Source organism: Chitinophaga qingshengii, from assembly GCF_014529935.1.
Classification (GTDB): Bacteria; Bacteroidota; Bacteroidia; order Chitinophagales; family Chitinophagaceae; genus Chitinophaga; species Chitinophaga qingshengii.
This window is the reverse complement of record NZ_JACVFC010000001.1, coordinates 3,805,408-3,824,294: the sequence shown is the minus strand read 5'-3', so window position 1 is coordinate 3,824,294 and position 18,887 is coordinate 3,805,408. Positions and strand designations below refer to the sequence as shown.

At 46.9% G+C, this 18,887-nt stretch carries 17 protein-coding genes and 1 tRNA gene; 9 read left to right on the top strand and 9 right to left on the bottom strand.

Translation table 11 applies throughout. The features are described 5' to 3' along the window. Positions 1 to 24 precede the first annotated feature (24 nt). The 3 genes from ICL07_RS14970 to ICL07_RS14960 all read left to right on the top strand — a co-directional run bounded on the left by ICL07_RS14970 (position 25) and on the right by ICL07_RS14960 (position 1,941). Positions 25 to 792, top strand: a complete 768-nt coding sequence (locus tag ICL07_RS14970) for a DUF3050 domain-containing protein (protein ID WP_188088696.1) — start codon at positions 25 to 27, stop codon at positions 790 to 792. A gap of 83 nt (positions 793 to 875) precedes the next feature. After that, positions 876 to 948: transfer RNA gene (locus ICL07_RS14965), tRNA-Phe, on the top strand. Positions 949 to 1,104: 156 nt separating this feature from the next. Next, positions 1,105 to 1,941 carry a hypothetical protein gene (locus tag ICL07_RS14960; protein ID WP_188088695.1) on the top strand — a complete coding sequence of 279 codons (837 nt, stop codon included), beginning with the start codon at positions 1,105 to 1,107 and terminating at the stop codon, positions 1,939 to 1,941. 134 nt (positions 1,942 to 2,075) lie between these two features. Here ICL07_RS14960 and ICL07_RS14955 read toward each other — a convergent pair whose 3' ends face one another. Further along, a complete protein-coding gene (locus ICL07_RS14955) occupies positions 2,076 to 2,618 on the bottom strand; it encodes a hypothetical protein (RefSeq protein WP_188088694.1) in 543 nt (180 codons plus the stop codon). Positions 2,619 to 2,805: 187 nt separating this feature from the next. Here ICL07_RS14955 and ICL07_RS14950 point away from each other — a divergent pair, with 187 nt between their 5' ends. Then, the gene (locus tag ICL07_RS14950) at positions 2,806 to 3,288 is read left to right on the top strand and encodes a DUF4240 domain-containing protein (protein WP_188088693.1); all 483 of its coding nucleotides are present in this window, start codon (positions 2,806 to 2,808) and stop codon (positions 3,286 to 3,288) included. A 5-nt stretch (positions 3,289 to 3,293) separates the two neighbouring features. Here ICL07_RS14950 and ICL07_RS14945 read toward each other — a convergent pair whose 3' ends face one another. Beyond that, positions 3,294 to 4,703 (bottom strand): hypothetical protein, encoded by a 1,410-nt coding sequence (locus ICL07_RS14945; protein WP_188088692.1) that lies wholly within the window; start codon positions 4,701 to 4,703, stop codon positions 3,294 to 3,296. A 128-nt stretch (positions 4,704 to 4,831) separates the two neighbouring features. Between ICL07_RS14945 and ICL07_RS14940 the strand changes: the two genes are divergently transcribed. Genes ICL07_RS14940 through ICL07_RS14930 form a run of 3 tightly spaced genes read left to right on the top strand, consistent with a single transcriptional unit; the run spans position 4,832 to position 6,280 of the window. Beyond that, positions 4,832 to 5,350, top strand: a complete 519-nt coding sequence (locus ICL07_RS14940) for an RNA polymerase sigma factor (protein ID WP_188088691.1) — start codon at positions 4,832 to 4,834, stop codon at positions 5,348 to 5,350. Further along, positions 5,331 to 5,588: a hypothetical protein gene (locus ICL07_RS14935; RefSeq protein ID WP_188088690.1), complete on the top strand. Its 258-nt coding sequence runs from the start codon at positions 5,331 to 5,333 to the stop codon at positions 5,586 to 5,588. Before ICL07_RS14940 ends, ICL07_RS14935 begins: the two co-directional genes overlap by 20 nt. Before the next feature lie 11 nt (positions 5,589 to 5,599). Continuing rightward, the gene (locus ICL07_RS14930; protein ID WP_188088689.1) at positions 5,600 to 6,280 is read left to right on the top strand and encodes a ClpP family protease; all 681 of its coding nucleotides are present in this window, start codon (positions 5,600 to 5,602) and stop codon (positions 6,278 to 6,280) included. Here ICL07_RS14930 and ICL07_RS14925 read toward each other — a convergent pair. The 3 genes from ICL07_RS14925 to ICL07_RS14915 all read right to left on the bottom strand — a co-directional run bounded on the left by ICL07_RS14925 (position 6,249) and on the right by ICL07_RS14915 (position 10,105). Beyond that, on the bottom strand, positions 6,249 to 6,719 hold the full coding sequence (locus ICL07_RS14925) for a hypothetical protein (protein WP_188088688.1): 471 nt from the start codon (positions 6,717 to 6,719) through the stop codon (positions 6,249 to 6,251). The genes ICL07_RS14930 and ICL07_RS14925 overlap by 32 nt on opposite strands. Before the next feature lie 129 nt (positions 6,720 to 6,848). Continuing rightward, a complete protein-coding gene (locus ICL07_RS14920) occupies positions 6,849 to 7,649 on the bottom strand; it encodes a lipid II flippase Amj family protein (protein WP_188088687.1) in 801 nt (266 codons plus the stop codon). Positions 7,650 to 7,684: 35 nt separating this feature from the next. Then, positions 7,685 to 10,105, bottom strand: coding sequence for an ABC transporter permease (locus ICL07_RS14915; RefSeq protein ID WP_188088686.1), 2,421 nt, complete (start codon positions 10,103 to 10,105; stop codon positions 7,685 to 7,687). 214 nt (positions 10,106 to 10,319) lie between these two features. Here ICL07_RS14915 and ICL07_RS14910 point away from each other — a divergent pair, with 214 nt between their 5' ends. Further along, complete coding sequence (locus tag ICL07_RS14910) at positions 10,320 to 12,461, top strand: alpha-galactosidase (RefSeq protein ID WP_188088685.1); 2,142 nt, start codon at positions 10,320 to 10,322, stop codon at positions 12,459 to 12,461. A gap of 36 nt (positions 12,462 to 12,497) precedes the next feature. Here ICL07_RS14910 and ICL07_RS14905 read toward each other — a convergent pair whose 3' ends face one another. Continuing rightward, positions 12,498 to 14,516, bottom strand: coding sequence for a glucosidase family protein (locus ICL07_RS14905; protein WP_188088684.1), 2,019 nt, complete (start codon positions 14,514 to 14,516; stop codon positions 12,498 to 12,500). Between the two features lie 203 nt (positions 14,517 to 14,719). Between ICL07_RS14905 and cls the strand changes: the two genes are divergently transcribed. Continuing rightward, positions 14,720 to 16,201: a cardiolipin synthase gene (cls, locus tag ICL07_RS14900; protein ID WP_188088683.1), complete on the top strand. Its 1,482-nt coding sequence runs from the start codon at positions 14,720 to 14,722 to the stop codon at positions 16,199 to 16,201. A 1-nt stretch (position 16,202) separates the two neighbouring features. Here the strand turns inward: cls and ICL07_RS14895 are convergent, their stop codons facing one another. The 3 genes from ICL07_RS14895 to ICL07_RS14885 form a co-directional block, all read right to left on the bottom strand. Then, positions 16,203 to 16,607, bottom strand: a complete 405-nt coding sequence (locus ICL07_RS14895) for a hypothetical protein (RefSeq protein ID WP_188088682.1) — start codon at positions 16,605 to 16,607, stop codon at positions 16,203 to 16,205. A 109-nt stretch (positions 16,608 to 16,716) separates the two neighbouring features. After that, on the bottom strand, positions 16,717 to 17,862 hold the full coding sequence (locus ICL07_RS14890; RefSeq protein ID WP_188088681.1) for a porin family protein: 1,146 nt from the start codon (positions 17,860 to 17,862) through the stop codon (positions 16,717 to 16,719). Then, positions 17,846 to 18,445, bottom strand: a complete 600-nt coding sequence (locus tag ICL07_RS14885) for a sigma-70 family RNA polymerase sigma factor (protein WP_188088680.1) — start codon at positions 18,443 to 18,445, stop codon at positions 17,846 to 17,848. The genes ICL07_RS14890 and ICL07_RS14885 overlap by 17 nt, the downstream gene beginning before the upstream one ends. Positions 18,446 to 18,887: the final 442 nt, after the last annotated feature.

Genomic DNA, 18,887 nt, shown 5'->3' with positions numbered 1-18,887 from the left:
CAAGTGAATAAATAGTCATGTAGTATGAATATCGGGACCATACAGGAAACCATTGCCATTAACAGGGAAAAAGTTGTTTCCCATTCTTTATACGCTTCCCTCGAAACCCTTGACGATATCCGTCTTTTCATGGAATACCATGTGTATGCCGTGTGGGATTTTATGTCGTTGCTGAAAGGTTTGCAGCAGCAGCTTACCTGTGTACAGGTACCCTGGGTACCTACCGGGAATGCCGCTACCCGCTACCTGATCAACGAAATCGTTACCGGCGAGGAAAGTGATGTAGACATGAACGGCCATCGTTGCAGCCATTTTGAGCTGTATGAAAGGGCTATGGAACAGGCAGGCGCCAATACAGGCAAAATAAAAGCGCTTATTGCCGCCGCAACTGCCGGCACGCCTATACGTACCATTTTATCCGATTCGGAGCTTCCTGAGGCTGTAAAGGGCTTTCTCGGCTTTACCTTTGATGTGATCGCTACCGGTAAGCCGCACATCCTGGCCGCCGTTTTCACTTTTGGCCGCGAAGACCTGATCCCCGATATGTTCCACGCCCTGGTAAAAGACCTGGACCGTAAGTTCCCGGGAAAGCTGGATACTTTCATCTATTACCTGGAAAGACATATCGAAGTAGATGGTGATCATCACAGTCAACTAGCCATGCAAATGGTACAGGAACTCTGTGGCAACGATGCGCAGAAATGGGAAGAAGCCGCTGAATACGCCAGCCAGTCGCTGTTTTGGCGCGCTCAACTGTGGAGTGGTATCGTGCAGGAAAAAGTTTTTTTATAAATTTCTGAAGAAAAATTTTGCAATTATAATTTTTGTCTTACTTTTGCAATCCCTTCACGAGAGGGACACACAAAAAAAGACATGGTGCGGTAGCTCAGTCGGTAGAGCAAAGGACTGAAAATCCTTGTGTCGGCGGTTCGATCCCGCCCCACACCACAGAAAAAGGTCATCAGATTGATGACCTTTTTTTATGTCCGGAACTGTCGTAGTAATCTCTATTATTTTACTCGGTACAAAAAGGAAAGTATCCCGAATCCGGAAAGATAACAGACGAAAAGCGTTATATTGGATGAGATTTCATCTAACCTATACATGAAAAGATTCTTATTGCTGCTGCCATTCCTGGCAGTGGTTTACACAGCCTTCTCTCAGGACATCCGCAGTAAAACAGCCACTATCGAAGCAGAGGGACGAAGACTATATCGTTCGGAGATGGCCTCCTGGTATGGAACAGATATTTTCAGGGATACATATATCGCCCCAGGTAAGGGCGGTGGTTACCTCTCCTATTCCAGCGACAGCAGCGCTACCTGTATCTTTTACAGTAAAGGCGATACCCCCATCGTCATCGCCACTATTACGTTTGACAGCACCTATGATACCAGATCCGCCAAAAAAGACTTCTTTGACCGGCCACTAACGGCCTATGAACAAGAGCTGCTGACCATCCGTAAAAAAGCATTGGCAATGATAATGTCAGACACTATTTTTAAAACATATAACAATACTAATCTGAACATAATACCGCTCATTAGCAACGATGAAAAAAAAGCATATGTACTAACCGGCCCGAAGGTAAATGGTATGGTCATCATTGGTAATGATTACCTCATCAGCTTCGATGAACAGGGAAATGTAACAGAAAAGAAAACCCTGCATAAAAACATCATCCCTATTAGTTATTCAAATGAGGACGGGAAAGTTACAATGCATACCCATCTCGCTGAAACAGGCGATTTTATTACCCCTACTGATATTTGCACATTGATGTTGTACGAAAAGTTTGCACGTTGGAAACAACACATTGTTATTTCTAAAAACTATTATTCCATATGGGACTGCATAAGCGACCAATTGATAACGCTTACCAGGGAAGCCTGGGATAAGATAACGAAAGATAAATCAGGTGGTGTCAGGGCATCGGACTGATGACCTCTTTTTTACCCCTGATAAGTATAGTTTCCTACAATTCGCTCGTGCTGGATACAGATAACGAATGGCGGCTCGTCAACAATCTGGCGGTAGTAGAGGCAAAAAAATAAGTTCGTTTTTATGCCCGGAAGTTATTCAGCGGGCTCCGGTAACCGCTCCACCACATCATACGAATGCAGAATATCATATCCGAAATAGCCCCTGCTAAAATCAATCACCACATACTCGGCCTGTATTACCTGCGGATAACGGGAAAAATCGAACAGTAGCTGTTTATCCACACCCTGGTAATGGATGATCACCGATGGTTTCTCCATGGACGTAATGCGACCGGTACTATCTACAAACAGGTGTTTCCGTTTTACCGGTATCACCCTCCCCTCGTCTACCATGCTGGCGCCGTAATAGTTGATCAGTAAAAACAGGAAACACGCTATTCCTCCATAGGCCAGCAGACTGTTCGACAAGGCATAAAAGAATCCCCTGATACCATACACCCGGTTATAGTGATTGCGCATCAGTACAAAAGCAATCAACCCCGTCACCACGATAATACCAATGGGAATGAGTATCGGTATAAACGTGCGGCGATAGATAAGAAAGGCAAACACCAGCAGTATGATGCCTGTTACTAACAGGAATATATATACGTTTTGATAGAAACGTGCTGTCATGCAAAATAAGATTTCATGGTGGATAGGTATTGTAATTTACAACTCCTGCGGGTTAAATTTACAGACACTGCAAACCAGCCACAGTAGCCATTCTGCACGCATGATTACGCATATCCGGTGCGTAGCCCGCCCCTACCTTTGATTTATCAGCGAGAAAATTTCTTTTTCACCGTTTATCTCATTAATTATGAATGACATCCATTTCTGGCAGATCATAGAAGCTGCCTGGACCGCCCACCCCGAACTCAATGCAGCCCGCCGGCTGGCTTTAAGGACCAACGATCCCTACCTTCTTGAATCCCTTAGTTACGAACTGACCGACATCATCGGCGAAAACCTTCGCCAGGTATTACAAACACTGGACAAACCGGCGCTGACCTCTTTCCTGCTTACCATGGAAGAAAAATTGTATCATCTTGACAGACAAGAGCTTCAACGGTACACCGATGGCGCAGACGACGATTTTCTCTATTGCCGCTGTTTCATTGTAGGAATGGGAGAAGCCTATTACAACGGCATCGACAGCAATCCGGCGCTCGCCACTATGGACCTGGAAGCAGACAGCATCGGCTTTATCGGGTATGAAGTATACCTTGAAAAGTTTAATGAACCCTTTACCCGAAACACCATCCATTGTATTGAAACCGGTTCCAACAAAAAAGGCTGGTAATAGCGCTATTCCTCATAGATGATCCGGATCATATTGTTCCGTTTCATGTCTGTGCTGATATCCACCCGCCGGCTTATTTTGTCGAATAAGAGGCGCAATGCGGCCGTATTCGGCGGAATCCGGCCCAAGTTATCCGCCATAAACTGCAGCCTGTTTTCACCCGGTTGCAGCGTTATTTTCAGCTCCTGAATTTGTTTTTTAACAGGGAACCCCGTCACAATCCATTTTTCATTCAGACGGAGTGAAATACTATCCCCGTCTTCTGTTTGGGCATCCCATAACTCCAGGGTAATTTCTTTCTGTTTTACTTTGATGGTGGTCACCCAGTCATCCTTCCGGCTAATGACGGTACGGGTAAGTGCGGCGGTGTCTGCCCGCGGTACTGCCGCGCCGGGTATAGGCCCTTTCGCCTCCTTTTCGGGCATTGGCCTCCGGTACAACTGCGCCACCAGGAAGGTAGCATAGGCATTGGAACGGTCGCTAAAATCGAAACTGTACTTTTTACCGTCTATGGCGATACGCATATCGCCGGTATTAGGCGGCAGGCGGCCATAATTGTCTGCAAAAAGCGCCAGCAGGTTCATACCGGTATCCAGCCGGATCTGCTGCGAGTAAGTCTTTTCGTTGATTTCCCGGGAATGTAACAACGTTCTGCCGTTATGTACCAGTGTCACAGTGTCTTTATCCAGCTGATCTTCATCTACAATAGTGAGTTGTGCGGTACTATCGCTAACGTCTATACGATCGTATAATCCGAGGTAAATGGAATCTCTTTCGGGGGAGATGATCCGCTGGGCTTCCACGCCGGTCCATGGCTGACTGCTGGTTCTTTTCAGTTGAATGGGATTACTATACAGCATGTCGCGCAGCGTCACTTTCGTGCTGACGAAAATCTCGTCATCATCATAGAGGCCTTTCATAAAAATACCTAAGTCCTTTATCCACATACGTTGTATTTCCATAGTGGGCGCTTCGTTGCCTTTACGCGAATAGTTGAACGTGCCATTAAGGTACATCAGCCAGATACCCAGTTTAAACGGCGTTTCCTGAATAGGATATTTACCTCTTCCGATGCCCAGCTGCCGGTCATTTTTACGTACCAGCAACAGATACCAGGAGCCGTGATATTCACCATAATCCAGCGACAATAGCGCGGGATACAACATGTGCTGCCGGGGCCTGCCGATCTGCAGCTGCATGTTTACCGCCGGAATATGAGGCCACGGTTTGTATGCCTGTTTCCACGTACCTACCCACTGATCGTCAGTGCCAGGCTCTACTGCCACTGACGTGGCATGGCTGTCAGGTACTGCCTGGCGCAGTTTCCGTTGTGGTGCTGTGCTACTACTCCTGCCGGCCTGGCCCAGGGCAAATTGTACAGTCAGGCTACATATCAATATAAACAGGTACTTCATATATGGTTCATTCGTTAACAACAACTTAGTGCAACTTACAGGTTCTTCGCCAAATCATTGCTGCTTTTTGTTAATTTCCCGGGTGATATTTTCCTGGTTTTCGACACTACTCTATAAACGAAAACAGTATGACCATGCATAACGATCCCATTTTCGAGGCCGTATACCGGGATACCCTGCCTAAAGTGGCGAGGATGGTGCACCGTATGGGAGGCGACCTGGATACGGCGAAAGATGTTTTTCATGATGCGGTGATCATCTACCTGGAGAAAAAACAACAAAACACGGTCGCCATCGGTTCTGATCAGGCATATATCCTTGGTATTGCCCGGATATTATGCCTCCGCAGGCTGAAAGATGACCGGCAATATGTAGCCATTCATTCGCAGGAAGATGACTATAGCATTCCTGCCGATTTCTATGATCCGCCACCGGTAACACAGCCTGTCATCAGCTGGCTCAGAAACGCCGGCAAAAAATGTCTGCAACTATTACAGGCGTTTTATTACGAAAAACGATCCATGACCGAGATAGCCCGACACCTGCAATACAAAACACAACATGTGGCTACGGTACAAAAATACAAGTGCCTCGAAAAAATCCGGGAACAGGTAAAACAAACATCACATGAGGAAGCAGCTATCTGACATCAGGGACATAGAACAATACCTGGAACAACAGCTGGACACTGCCGGTCAACGGGTATTTGAAGCCAGGGCGCTTACCTCGCCCGTTTTAGCTGAACAAATCAGTTATCAGCAGAAAATAATACAGCTCATTCGCTGGCTGGGCCGCCGCCACCGCAGGCAACAACTCGACAACCTGTATCAACAGCTGATGACAGACGAAACATACCATCAACAAATTACGTCCATCTTCCAATAATCTTTTCACATATGGCTTTTATGATTCCTACCGTCATCGACGGCGATGGGCGCAATGCCTTTGACATTTACAGCCTGCTCCTGAAGGAGCGCATCATCTTCCTCGGTACTGCTATCGACGACCAGGTGGCCAACCTCATCGTGGCTCAACTGCTGTACCTGGACAGTATGGGCCATCAGCCTATCAATATGTATATCAACAGCCCCGGCGGTGTAGTATATGCCGGTCTCGCTATCTACGATACCATGAAAATGCTGAAGTCGCCCGTCTCTACGATGTCTGTTGGTTTCACCGGCAGCATGGCCACCGTTATCCTTACTGCCGGCGCCAAAGGCCAACGATATGCACTCCCCCATGCCACGGTGCATATGCACCCTACCGGCGGCGGCGCCAAAGGCTACACGGAAGATGTACGCATCGCCTACCGCGAACAGGAACGCCTCCAAAGCCAGATATTTTACCTGATTGCACAACATGCCGGCAGGCGTACAGAAGAAATTGAAGCCGCTTTTGACAACGACCATTTTATGAACGCCGTGGAAGCACAGGCTTTCGGGCTGATAGACCAGGTACTCGGCAGTACCGAAGATCTCATTGCTCTGGAACATTCACCTTTCCGGATCGCATTCATGCAACAACAGCAGCTTACCGGTAAAATACTTACCGATGGCTCCCGGCCAGCACTGCCCTGATCAATGCCACCACTGCCTCCGTACGTTGTTGAAAACGCAAAGGTGACCGTGTTACCAGCAGGTCGAAATAATGTACATGCCCACGCCGGATCATTGCCCGTAACTGTTCCAGGTCCTCCTCCCGGATGATTTGTTTATCCGCCCAGCTGCTGGCCAATACCAGGTAATGCACGCGGAAACCGGTTGACTCCAGGTACTGTATCACACTGGTTGCATCCCGAGGGCCTCCGTCCAGGATAAGGCTTAACGTCAGCATAAAAGCAGCGGAAGAACATAAATGACGACGCATCACCTGGCTGATGTGCGTACATAACGCCGCCGGTGCGCACCGGCGATTCGTTTTGTTAATCACCACAAACTTCTTTCCGGGAAATACCACCGGTGTAAACGGGTCTTTCAGCGGAGAAAAATTCTTACGGGCAAAAATCTCGTGCAACATCTTTCGTTTGCCGGAGTTAGGATACCCAACAATAACAAATAATGGATCAGGGTTAAAAAACATGTCTCAAAAAAAGACATTTTTTTTCTTTGAAATGTTAATTACTTCTTAACGTGGACAGAATTTTTTTTACACGTGTTCTGCCAGCCTGGATATTACGGCAGCACCTGGCAGCAGTAATACCTGCCCCAGCAAAGTGCCTGCCACCCGCGCTATCACCATGTACGTGATATACTGCCTGAAATAACTGGCACTCACTTTGCCCAATACCACGTCATCGGTCAGCATGGAAGAATGCGGATCTATAAAAAGCACCATCAACAAAGTGGCCACACCATTGATGACACCAGATAAATTACTGGCGGTAGTACGATAATCCGGATTCAGATAAGCAGCATAAACACAACACAGTACACTAACGGTCATAATAGCCGTCGCCACCAGGTTGTACACAAATATCTTCCGGGGAAATCCCTTTGCAGGATGTAGCCCCAGAATACTGTTACGGCTGGGCATCTTCAGGTTCTCCTTGATAAACTGCATACCCGAACCGGAAAGCCCCATATAAAACAAACGGGGAACAGACCGGTGTACGCTGAAGTGCTCCACCGCTTTTGACAACATTCGCTGAAAAGAGGGAATTAACACCGCTCCTATCACCGACCCGATGGTACAGGACAGAATAATCAGCCGGAACAAAAATTCATTTCCTGTTACACCCTGGCGCAACTCCGTCTCCACGGTCTTGGCGAGCAATGGTGCCTGGAAAGTATTGGCTGTACGGGACACCAACACCAGTATGTTAAAAAGGGAAAAAGTAATGGCAATTCTACCCGTTGTTACCCCCACGGTTCTAACCGCCAGAGATAAAGTAACTACCAGGTTGATAATTACTGTCAGCACCAGTACAATGATAATCTGCGGTGTCATAAGGTATCTTTTAAAGCGATACCGGAAGCTACGGATTATTCTGTTCTCAAACTTTTTACCGGGGCGGTGACAGCCAGCTTACGGGTCATCCCCAGCACAATGATGCACACCAGCAGCAGCAATGACAGCGCTACTACTATAAAAGGTTCCAGCCCCATATTTATCCTGTAGGCATAGCCCGACAGCCAATGCTGCAATATCAGCCAGGCAACCGGCCAGGCGACCAGGTTGGCAATCAATATTACACCGGAAAATTCCTGCGCAAACAAACAGGTAATTTGCCAGGGAGAAGCACCTAATATTTTACGGATACCCATTTCCTTGTTCCTTCTCGCCATACTCAGGGTAATAATACCCAATACCCCCAGCAACACTATCAGCAAAGACACAATTGTAGCCCAGTGCGCGGCCTTTTTCATCTGTTGTTCCTGTGCATACAAGGCCGCAATAGTATCGTCCATAAAGCGGTATTCAAAGGGAGCATCCGGAAACAATGCCTGCCATTTCTTTTGTATGGCTGCAATAGCTGCGCTGGGATTCCCCGGTTTCAGGCGGAAGGAGAGATAACGGAACAAAGGCACCACATGCGCATGTGTTATATACATCGGTGCAATAGGGGTATGCAGACTGCTGAAATGAAAATCCCGGGTAACACCGGCTACATACAATACTTTGGGATAATTATACAACTTCACCGGCTGTCCCATCGCTTCCTGCGCACTCTTCCACCCGAGCGCCTTCGCTGCCGAGGCATTCAGCACAATACGGGAAGAATCTTCATTACTGCTGCTATTCTTGTAGAAAAATGAGCCAGCTTCCATCTTAATACCATAGGCTGCTGCGAACTGTTCATCGGTAACAAGGTTCACCGCTGTAATGGCCTGGGAAGAATCCATCGGCGGCCGGTACATCATATTGGAACCGCTATTGTTCCCATTTGGAATTTCATACGAATAACTCACGGCCGTTACTTCTCCCATACCGGCAAATTCATTTCGTACGGACTCCAGGTGTCTGACACCAGTTGCCGTCCAGTCACGCGGAACCGGCACACTCATCACATGATCCTTGTCGTATCCCAGGTTCTTGTTAAAAAAATAAGATAATTGCTGGTTGATGACCACCGCACCTGTGAATACAATAATCGCCGTTACAAACTGCACAACGATCAAACCTCTTCTAAGCATGACCTTCTCTTTCACCTGTTGCAGTTTACCTTTTAACGCGGTCACAGAAGGTTGCGCAGATAGTACAAATGCCGGGTAAATACCCGCCACCAGACCTGTAAACAAAATCACCGGTACCGGAAGACAGGCAAACCAAACCGGAAAACTGTTTAATCCTGGAATATCTTTCTCCAACACCTGACCAAACAATGGTCTCAACACCACAAAGAACAACAGCGCTACCATAAATGAAAAAGCTGCTACCAATACAGATTCGGTTATAAACTGCAACACCAATTGGTGTTTCCGGCCTCCCATGACTTTTCTGACACCGATCTCTTTTATCCTGGTCAATGAATTGCCCATAGAGATATTGACAAAATTGATAACTGCCATCATTAGTATAAATCCTGCTACCAATAGCAGTACCAGCATCATTTTACGGGCAATACCGTTGTTCATCTGCAGATAATATTGATCTAATGGTATCGGCGCTACGGTGAGATGCTGATAAACAGATGCCGGCGTATGGGTCTTTAACAAAGTAGCCGCGGCCTGTTGCAGCTGTGCTGTAGTAACACCCGGCTTCACGACTACATACCCCACGGTATAAACAGATTGCCAGCTGTCTAAAAGACTTTGCCGGCCAAAAAAGGCAATGCTGCCGGGCGCCAGGAATATCTCATTTTTTGAGGTCCTGGTATACCCTGAAACCGTGTTAAATGGCGGGTCCTGCATCACCGCTGTTATTTCAAAATCCTGCTTTTTTCCATCAAAGGACTGAATACTTAATGTATTGCCCACTACATCCGTTTTCCCGAAAAACTGACGGGCTTTGTTGGCCGTGAGCACCACGGCATTGGGCTGTTGAAGCGCCGTACGGGCATCTCCATACAGCAGCGGAAAACTGAACACCTGTAAAAATGTGGAATCTCCCGGTTGCAGCTGTTCCCTGAAATGTTTATCTCCTATGCTGACAATGGAAGTAATGGCATCGTGGCGGTAAATACTGCTGACCAGCGAAGGATAATTATCCTGTAATGCCTTTGCCAGCGGTCCTATCGTGGTGCCTTCAAAACCCATTTCCGGATTAGACCACTTGCTCCTCAACAGCATGATCCGGTCATTGTCTTTGAAAAGCGCATTCACCTGCCATTCACCCCAGGCATAGGCCCCAATCAACAACACAAAAGCTAGTCCGATGGACAGTCCGGTGATATTCACCGTTGAAAAAAAACGATGTTTGTCCAGGTTCCGCCAGGCTACCAGCAAATAGTTCTTTATCATCATACTGTTTTGGAAATGGTGGTCCCTCCGGGACCACTAAAAAAATGCCACCTCATAATACACTGAAAACCAATAACGTTTATTCGTTTTAATGTTCACATCCGTACAGGATTGTTCACTATTGCACAAAACAACCGGTTCCGGGTAAATTATCATCAGCATCTTTTATCAATATTTGTATTTTGTACGCTTATTCTTCCGCGTTAAACAACAACACATGAAAAGATTACTCTGCATTGGCCTGCTGCTGCTCTCCCAGTGCGCATGGGCCCAACGCCAGCAGATACGCCTGTCTACCCGGAATATCAGTCTGATATACAGCGTTAATACACAGGGCAGACTGGTACAGCAATATTTCGGTCGGACCATCACGCCATCCGGGGCAGACAGCGCCGCAAAAGGCGCACAGGAAGCCTACGTTACCGCCGGCCTGGAAAGCTTGCTGGACCCGGCCATCAGGATAGTACATAACGATGGAAACCCATCCCTGGAACTAAAGTATGTATCAGCCCGGACCCGGAAAATGGATATCAATTCCGCTACTGATATTACACTCCAGGACCCCGTATACCCGGTAACCGTTATCCTGCATTTTGAAACCTACTACGATCAGGATATTATCAAAGCGTGGTCGGAAATTAAACACAACGAAAAACAACCGGTACAGCTAACGGCATATGCTTCTTCCATGCTGCATTTCAACGCCGCCAAATACTGGTTGACCCAATTCCACGGCGACTGGGCCAAGGAAGCAACCATGGTGGAAGAAAAGCTGACGAAAGGCAATAAAATACTGGATAGTAAACTGGGCGTCCGTGCCAATATGTACCAATCCCCTATGTTCCTGCTGTCGCTCAATGAAGCGGCCGACGAAAACAATGGCGAAGTACTGGCCGGAACCCTCGCCTGGACCGGCAATTTCCGCTTTGGTTTCGAGGTAGATGAAAAAAATGCCCTGCATGTAAGCGCCGGTATCAATCCTTACGCCAGCGAATATACGTTGCAACCCAACGAAGTGTTTACCACGCCGGCGTTCATCTTCACATGGTCTGATCACGGCAAAGGCCAAACCAGCCGCAACTTCCAGCAGTGGGCGCTTAACTACGGTATACTTGACGGACATACTCCCCGCCTTACCTTACTCAACAACTGGGAAGCTACCGGTATGAATTTCGATGAAAACAAACTCACCAACCTGTTCGGTGGCGCGGCCAAACTCGGTGTAGATCTGTTCCTCCTCGATGATGGCTGGTTTGCCAACAAATTCCCCCGTAACGGAGATAATGCCGGTTTGGGCGATTGGGAGACCAACAAGGAAAAACTCCCGCACGGACTAGGTTACCTCGTAAAAGAAGCGGAGAAACAAGGGGTTAAATTCGGTATCTGGCTGGAACCGGAAATGGTGAATCCCAAAAGTGAACTTTATTCCAAACATCCCGACTGGATACTGCGCTTACCCAATCGTGCAGAACACTATTACCGCAACCAACTGGTGCTGGACCTCATTAATCCTGCTGTACAGGATTTTGTTTTTAATATTGTAGATAAGACGATGACTGAAAACCCAGGCATCGCCTATATTAAATGGGATTGTAACCGGATGTTAAGCAACACCTGGTCACCCTACCTGAAACAAAAACAATCGCATCTTTTCATCGATTATACCCGTAGTCTTTATAAAGTACTGGAAAGAGTGCGCGCCAAATATCCTCACCTGCCTATTATGCTGTGTTCCGGCGGCGGCGGCCGTACAGACTACGGTGCCATGAAATACTTTACAGAATTCTGGCCCAGCGACAATACCGATGCACTGGACAGAATCTTTATCCAATATGGGTACTCGCATTTCTTCCCGGCCAATACCATGGCCGCCCATATTACCAATATGGGTAAACAATCACTGAAATTCCGTACCGATGTGGCTATGATGGGAAAACTGGGCTATGATATCAAAGTAGATGACTTTACCCCCCAGGAACTGCAATTCAGTCATGATGCTGTTACTACGTATAACCGTTTACGTGATATTGTGTGGTACGGCGATCTTTATCGTATCATTTCACCATACGGGAACCCTCGTGCCGTATTTCAATATACCAGCGCCGATAAACAGAAAGCAGTGGTATTTCATTATCTCATGAATACCCGCCGGGTAGATGTGTTCCCGCTGGTAAAACTGCAAGGGCTCGACCCGAAAAAGAATTACCGGGTGAGTGAAGTAAACCTGTTCCCCGGAACAAAATCGGCTTTCAGTAACCAGGTATACAGCGGCGATTTCCTCATGAATGTAGGTATCAGTCTTACGCCCGGAAAAGTAAAACCACTCACCAGCAACGTACTGGAAGTGATAGCGGAATAATAAAAAAAGCGGCCGGAGATTTTCCGGCCGCTTTTTTTATTTTAATATAACTGGTAATGTCTCCCCTTCTTTTATCGTATATGCTTTTCCGTTAGCACTTACGATTAACCGCCCCTTATCTTTTCTTTTCACTTCCAGATCGAATATTTTCCCGAAAGCATGGATATTCCGTAGTGCCATATGGTCCCATCCTTCGGGCAGCCGGGGTGTACAATCGAAACTGTTAAAACCGGTTGGCCGCATACCAAACATTCCTTCCGTGAAAATGCGGCAATAAAGGCCGCTTTCAGCAGACAAGTGCCGCTGATTACCTTCCGGATAAGCCTCTACCGGGTAAGGCACATGTTCCCCGAGTAAACGCCGACGGGAATAGTATTCCAGTTTATCCATCGCCTTGGCTGTTTCGCCGGCGGCAAATACGCCCCGTAACGCATATAAAGTAGACCGGTCCCAGAAGGTACGATCACCCGACTGTGATGCCAGTCCATCTTCCGTCCATAGTTTTGGTGAAAATAAGGCAGCAATAGTACCTTCTTTGCGGTCAAAGAGCCCTGTTGTAAGCGGCGTAGCGATCCAGGCACGCAACACTTTATTTTCTTCATAATAGCGATAGGTATCGAAGCCCTCGACAGTAGCCCCAAAGAACTGGTTGATATTTTTCTTCAGCACATCTGCCCGCTGCGCGTAATCACGGGCGGGTACCTGAAGCTGTTTGGCCAGCAGCACTGCCGAACGCAAAGCATCGTAGTACAATGCACTGGTATTAAGATTCGCTTTCCCCGCCGGGAAACGGCCTTCCAGCTCATCGCTGTTGGAGTTGACCACCCCGTTTTCATTTACCTGGCGGCGCAGGTATTCGAGGCTCCATTCTATCAGGGGCCACAGTACCCGCGCGGAATCCGCGCTACCGGCAGCCAGTGCATAACGGCTGGCGCCGTAGGCGATCATCGCCATATCCCCCCGGTCTTTGGCGCCATGCCAGATACCATCTCCTTCGGCTACGATAGAACTGGGAATAGGCTTATAATCCGGGTTCATATAGGTAGCAAACCAGCGATAGGCATTCATAGCGGAATTAAGCGCGATGCTGTCGCCCAAAAAGGCAAAGAAGGGGTTTACATATTCTGCCTGGTCATTGGCCCAAATAGCGGCATAATAACGCAGTCCGCCGGGACCATGCAGGTATCCGCCTTTAGTGAGATAGATGCTCTCGGTAGCCCTGATCTTTGCAAAGGCAAAAGCGGTGTTCAGCAAGGTGTCCGGTGTTTCCAGCCGTAACAGCGACAAAATACCCGCTACGCGGGCCTGACGGCCGGCCAGCTCCCTCGAAACATTTACTGCCGGCTGCTGCTCGGTACCACGACGCACGCTATAAGCCATTACAAAACGAACGGAATCCCCCGGGGCCACTTCTCTCCTGCCGGCATCAATAGACCTGGCGGAAAAATAAAGCGGTCCGTTGGCACTGCGGCTCTCTGCCGGGGAGCGCTCCAGCTGCATGGATTCCATCTCGATGGTCGCCGGCTGCTGACCCTGATTGATGAATACAAACTGCTCCAGCGCCATCGGCAGGTTATCTGACGGAAAAAATGCTCTTTTCAGTATTATTTGTTGGTCATTACCCAATGTACTGTGAATACTGGTTACTCCCATATGCCGGATACTGCGTACTTTTTCCGGCAAGGGCTTCGTAGGACCGCCATTATAGATATCCGCTTTCCACAGTTTGTTGTTGATGAAAAAACGGGGCAGCATATTGTCCTGAATGGTGTACATCAGGGCCGTTTCTGTTTTGTTGGGCATTAGTCGGTAGGTAGGAAAAACGATGGTACGGGTGACCGTACTGGCGCCGCTGCTGTCTACGCCGTATTGCAGCCATAGCGCGACTTTCTTGCCTGCCATTTCAATATGGTCTGTATGTGGCAGATGACCGGCAACGTTCCAGACAATGCTGCCGTCAGGGGCTATCTGCCATCGGTCTAACGTTTGGGCGTATACGCTTCCGGTGCATAATAATAGCCCGGCGGCCAGCCCTTTGATCAGTATCATTTTCATATATGACGTGGATATGTCCGTTAAATTATGCAACCACTTGCGTAAATCATAGTCTTCTGCCAAACAAGGCAGGATACGGTAACAATCGGATAAAATAATATAGATGGCGGTTTTGTATCTTCATAGTACAAACACGGCTGTTTAACCTTTTTTGCAGTCACGGCGTTTATTACTTATCGAACCTATTAAACCGTATCAACAGCGTGCATTCGCTTATCAATTATCTGACCGGCTCCGACTGGCATCCTTATGTTAAAATAACCAGCACTACGTTGCTGCTATTGACATTTGCCGGCGTGGTATTCACCATCTTACTGGAAAACAGGAATCCCATCAAAGCGGTGGCCTATATACTGTTGCTGATATTTATTCCGATAGTAGGCCTGGTGGTATACTACTACCTGGGCAGGGATCTTCGCAAGAGACGGCGATTTACCCTGAAAGGCAGCAGGGATGAAGTGTTGTTTGCCAAATACTGGCAATCCCAAAGGGCAGAAATAGAACATATGCAGCTGGAATTGCGGCACCTGGTAGGCAATAAACAGGAGTTATCCGCTATGCTGCTGAATACCCGGCAGTCTATTCTCACCAAAAACAACCGGGTAAAACTGCTGATCAACGGAGAAGAAAAATTCCCGGAAGTAATGGCCGCCTTGCGGGCCGCGAAACATCATATCCATATAGAGTATTACATGATAACGGCCGATGATGTGGGCAACGAGGTAACGCAGATACTCGTGGAAAAACTAAACCAGGGCGTACAGGTGCGTTTTCTGTATGACGACATGGGCAGCGACAAGATCAAACATATTCCTAAAATACTGAAAGAGAACGGCGCCAGCGTGTATCCCTTCTCTCCGGTGCTAATGGGTTTGTATATGAATGCCAACTATCGTAATCACCGGAAAATCATTGTGATAGATGGCACGGTGGGATTTGTGGGAGGTATCAACCTGGATGACCGTTACATCAACAATGGTAAACATGATCTTTTCTGGCGCGATACACACCTTAAAATTGAAGGCGATGCTGTAAACCTGCTACAGCTACAGTTTCTGATGAGTTACCGTTACTGCAGCAAGGAAGTCTTTCCGTTTGAAAGTCCTTTCTTTGGCCGTTCTGCGCCGCTTTCCGGCACCAGCTTTACAGACATTGTGGCCAGCGGTCCGGATTCCGAATGGCCAATGGCAATGGGTTGTATCCTGATGGCTATTAACATAGCTAAAAGGCGGATAAGGATCACCAACCCTTATTTTGTTCCCACGGAAGAACTGGCCACCGCTCTGCAGATGGCGGCGCTGGCAGGAAAAGACGTACAATTGATGCTGCCGTTGAAAGGTGATTCCTTTATTGTGCAGCATGCAGCGTTGTCATATATGAAACCTTTGCTGGCGGCGGGTGTGAAGGTCTTTTTTTACACACGGGGATTCATTCACGCCAAAACCATGGTCATCGATGATAACCTGGCCTGGGTGAGCTCTGTTAATTTTGATACCCGTAGTTTTTACCTGAACTGTGAGATTGGTGTATTGGTGTATGATAAAGAAGTAGCCGCCAAACTGGACCGCGCTTTTGACGAAGATCTGCTGTATGCCTTACCCGTACAGGAAACCCGCTGGAATAAACGAAATCTGGCAAAAAGATTCATGGACTCGGTATGCCGGTTATTAACCCCTTTATTGTGATTTAGTATTTATCGTCCTCATCCTCTTCTTCCAGGAACTCGCCGTTATCCTCTTCCAGGTCACGATGACGGTCACCTCCCAGGCTATACAGGTTGTTTTCTTCATCTTCCTCTCCAATAGCTTCTTCTTCGTCATCCAGTTCAGCACCGGGTACATCGAGGTCGTCTCCCGTTTTGTCCTGCCGCCAGGTTTCTTCCTGTTCTCCGCTGCGGCTGGGACTTTTCCCTTTTTCTGGTGGCAATTCGCTGTTATGCCGGAAAGAACCGGTCAGGTCGTCTATATTCAGGTCCACTTCATTCGTCCGGTTTTCCCGGTTCATAATATCTTCACTGGCCGGATATTCCGGGTACCCTGGAAACTCTTCTTCTTCCTTTTTCTTCTTTTTAGGATCTTGTTGTTTTGCCATAAAAATGAATTTTTGGTACGGATTACACGCAGAAAATGGCGTGCCATCTACCAGGATAACAAAGGAAGATACCGATTGTTTCAGGCTGCAGCAGCTGTTTTGACCGCGGTCAGGGCTTTCTGCCGGTAAAGGTCAGGTGAACGGTCATTCCTGCGGAATACAGTTTAACCTGTCCATATCCCACCCCACTCAGCGGAATTTTGACATAAGGTTGTACACCAAGGAGCAACCCGCGGGTAGCCGGGCGCTGATAGAGGATACCGGCGTTAATTATGGAGAGATAATGCCGGTTTTCATTTTGTATCGTTCTTTCCTTAGGCGGACCGTATTCATACAGGTACTGATACTTTTCCTTTAACATGAAATAGTTCGAAAATCCCAGCGTAGCGCTGATTTTATTCTTTTTCAGGGACAGGAAAGTATAATTCATATTGATAGGGATATCCAATACTTCACAGTTGGCGTTTACCTTTTCCAGGATGCCATAGGGTGTATTGTAATTACCTGTTCTATAGTCGCGGGCGGTGGCGCCATATATCTTTTTACTGTATATCACACCCGTGGTTATAAATAAGTTCCTGTTAAAATAATAATGTAGCGCGATGCCTGCATTAAAACCAATGTTACCATACTTAAACGAAGGGGCTACGGTCAGATCGGGACCTAATACAATTCCGGCGTACCATTTTTTTGTTTTAGGCTTTACAAGGGCCATAGTACTGTCTTTATAGGCTACTGATACGGTTTTATAATCTTCATTTTTATGTGATGAATCTATTTTCGTATATTCTTCAACGTTATCATTTTCTTTTTTCGTGTAGCCGTTGTAGTTATTATGCATTGTATCGGGCAGATACAGTTGCCCTTGCGCTGAAATAACGGTATCCCGGAATAATTTAGCACCCGCTTTCAGCGCTGTTTTAGCTATTTTTTCCGGTTGTGATACCGTTGGGGGTGGCGTACTGTTTATTTTTTCTTTTTTTCCGGGAAGATGGCTTTCGGGGAGATGATTCTCTGGGAGATAAGTATCTTTTGCCACCAGTTTTGTTTGACCGGGCTGGCTGTTATAGGGCTTTAGCCACCAGATACCTGATAGTAGTAACAGCAATGCAGCAGCGCTCCACCAGATGAATACTGGTTTGCGGTCTTTTTCTGCATCCAGCAGCGCTTCCATTTTTTCCCAGGCCTGTGGGTCAAAAGGATGATCTGCTTCGTTCAGCTTTTTACGGATACTATTTTCAAATTCTTCCTTCATTTTTATTCACAACCATATTAACGGTGGTAAAGCTGCCGGTACCTTTACCGGCGGCCATCAGAATTTTCTCCTGCAGGATTTTTTTTGCTTTGAACAGATTTGATTTGGAAGTGCCTTGTGAAATGCCCAGCAGCACTGCTATTTCATGATGCTGATATCCTTCCATGACATAAAGATTAAACACAGTACGATAGGCGGGCGACAGGGATTGCACATGCACCAGTAATTCGTCGTACGACAGTTTTTCCACGACATTATTTTCTTTTCCCGGCTCATGATGGTGTTCTATCTGGTTCGTAAATACCAGCTTCTTTTTACTGCGTAGAAAATCGATGGCGGTGTTGACCATGATTTTACTTAACCACGCTTTAAAGGGGCGGCTGCTATCAAAAGTAGAGATCCGTTGAAAAACTTTCAGAAAACCATCATTCATAATTTCGATCGCTTCTTCTCTGTTTGGAGCATAGCGCAAACAAATGCTCAATGCATATCCAAAAAAGTGACGGTATAGCAATTCCTGGCTGCTGCGATTTTTATCACAGCAACCGGATATGATTGTATGAATTTGGTTCAGGTCTTCCACAAATGATTGTTACCAGTCTCAGCTAAAAACCTTATAACGATCTTTCCCCGATTTTTTGGGTTCGTTCCATAAAAAAAGAAGGTTGACGTTTCTATGCATACGAAAGCATTTCAAAATTGGTTGCTTTTCTCTCAAAAAACATCAAATCTCTTTTTTGGCCCTTTTTAAGCCCATTTACACATTTTATCCTCTTTTGAATAAATGGTATTAACCATCACTCGTTTTGCCAATTTTACCCCCTTTCTGAAGGCCGTTTTTTTGACATTTTATCAAAAAAACGCCTTTTTTGAGATAAAAAGTTGAAGGTGGGTTAGTGATTTTTCCGGGAAAGAATTTTTGAGAGGTGATGAAAACAATCAGAAAAAGCGGTGCCCTTTTCACCGAAAATTTCCTGCTGCGATTTTTCGTTTCAGGGGATCATTTTTTCCAGCTGTTTTTTTAC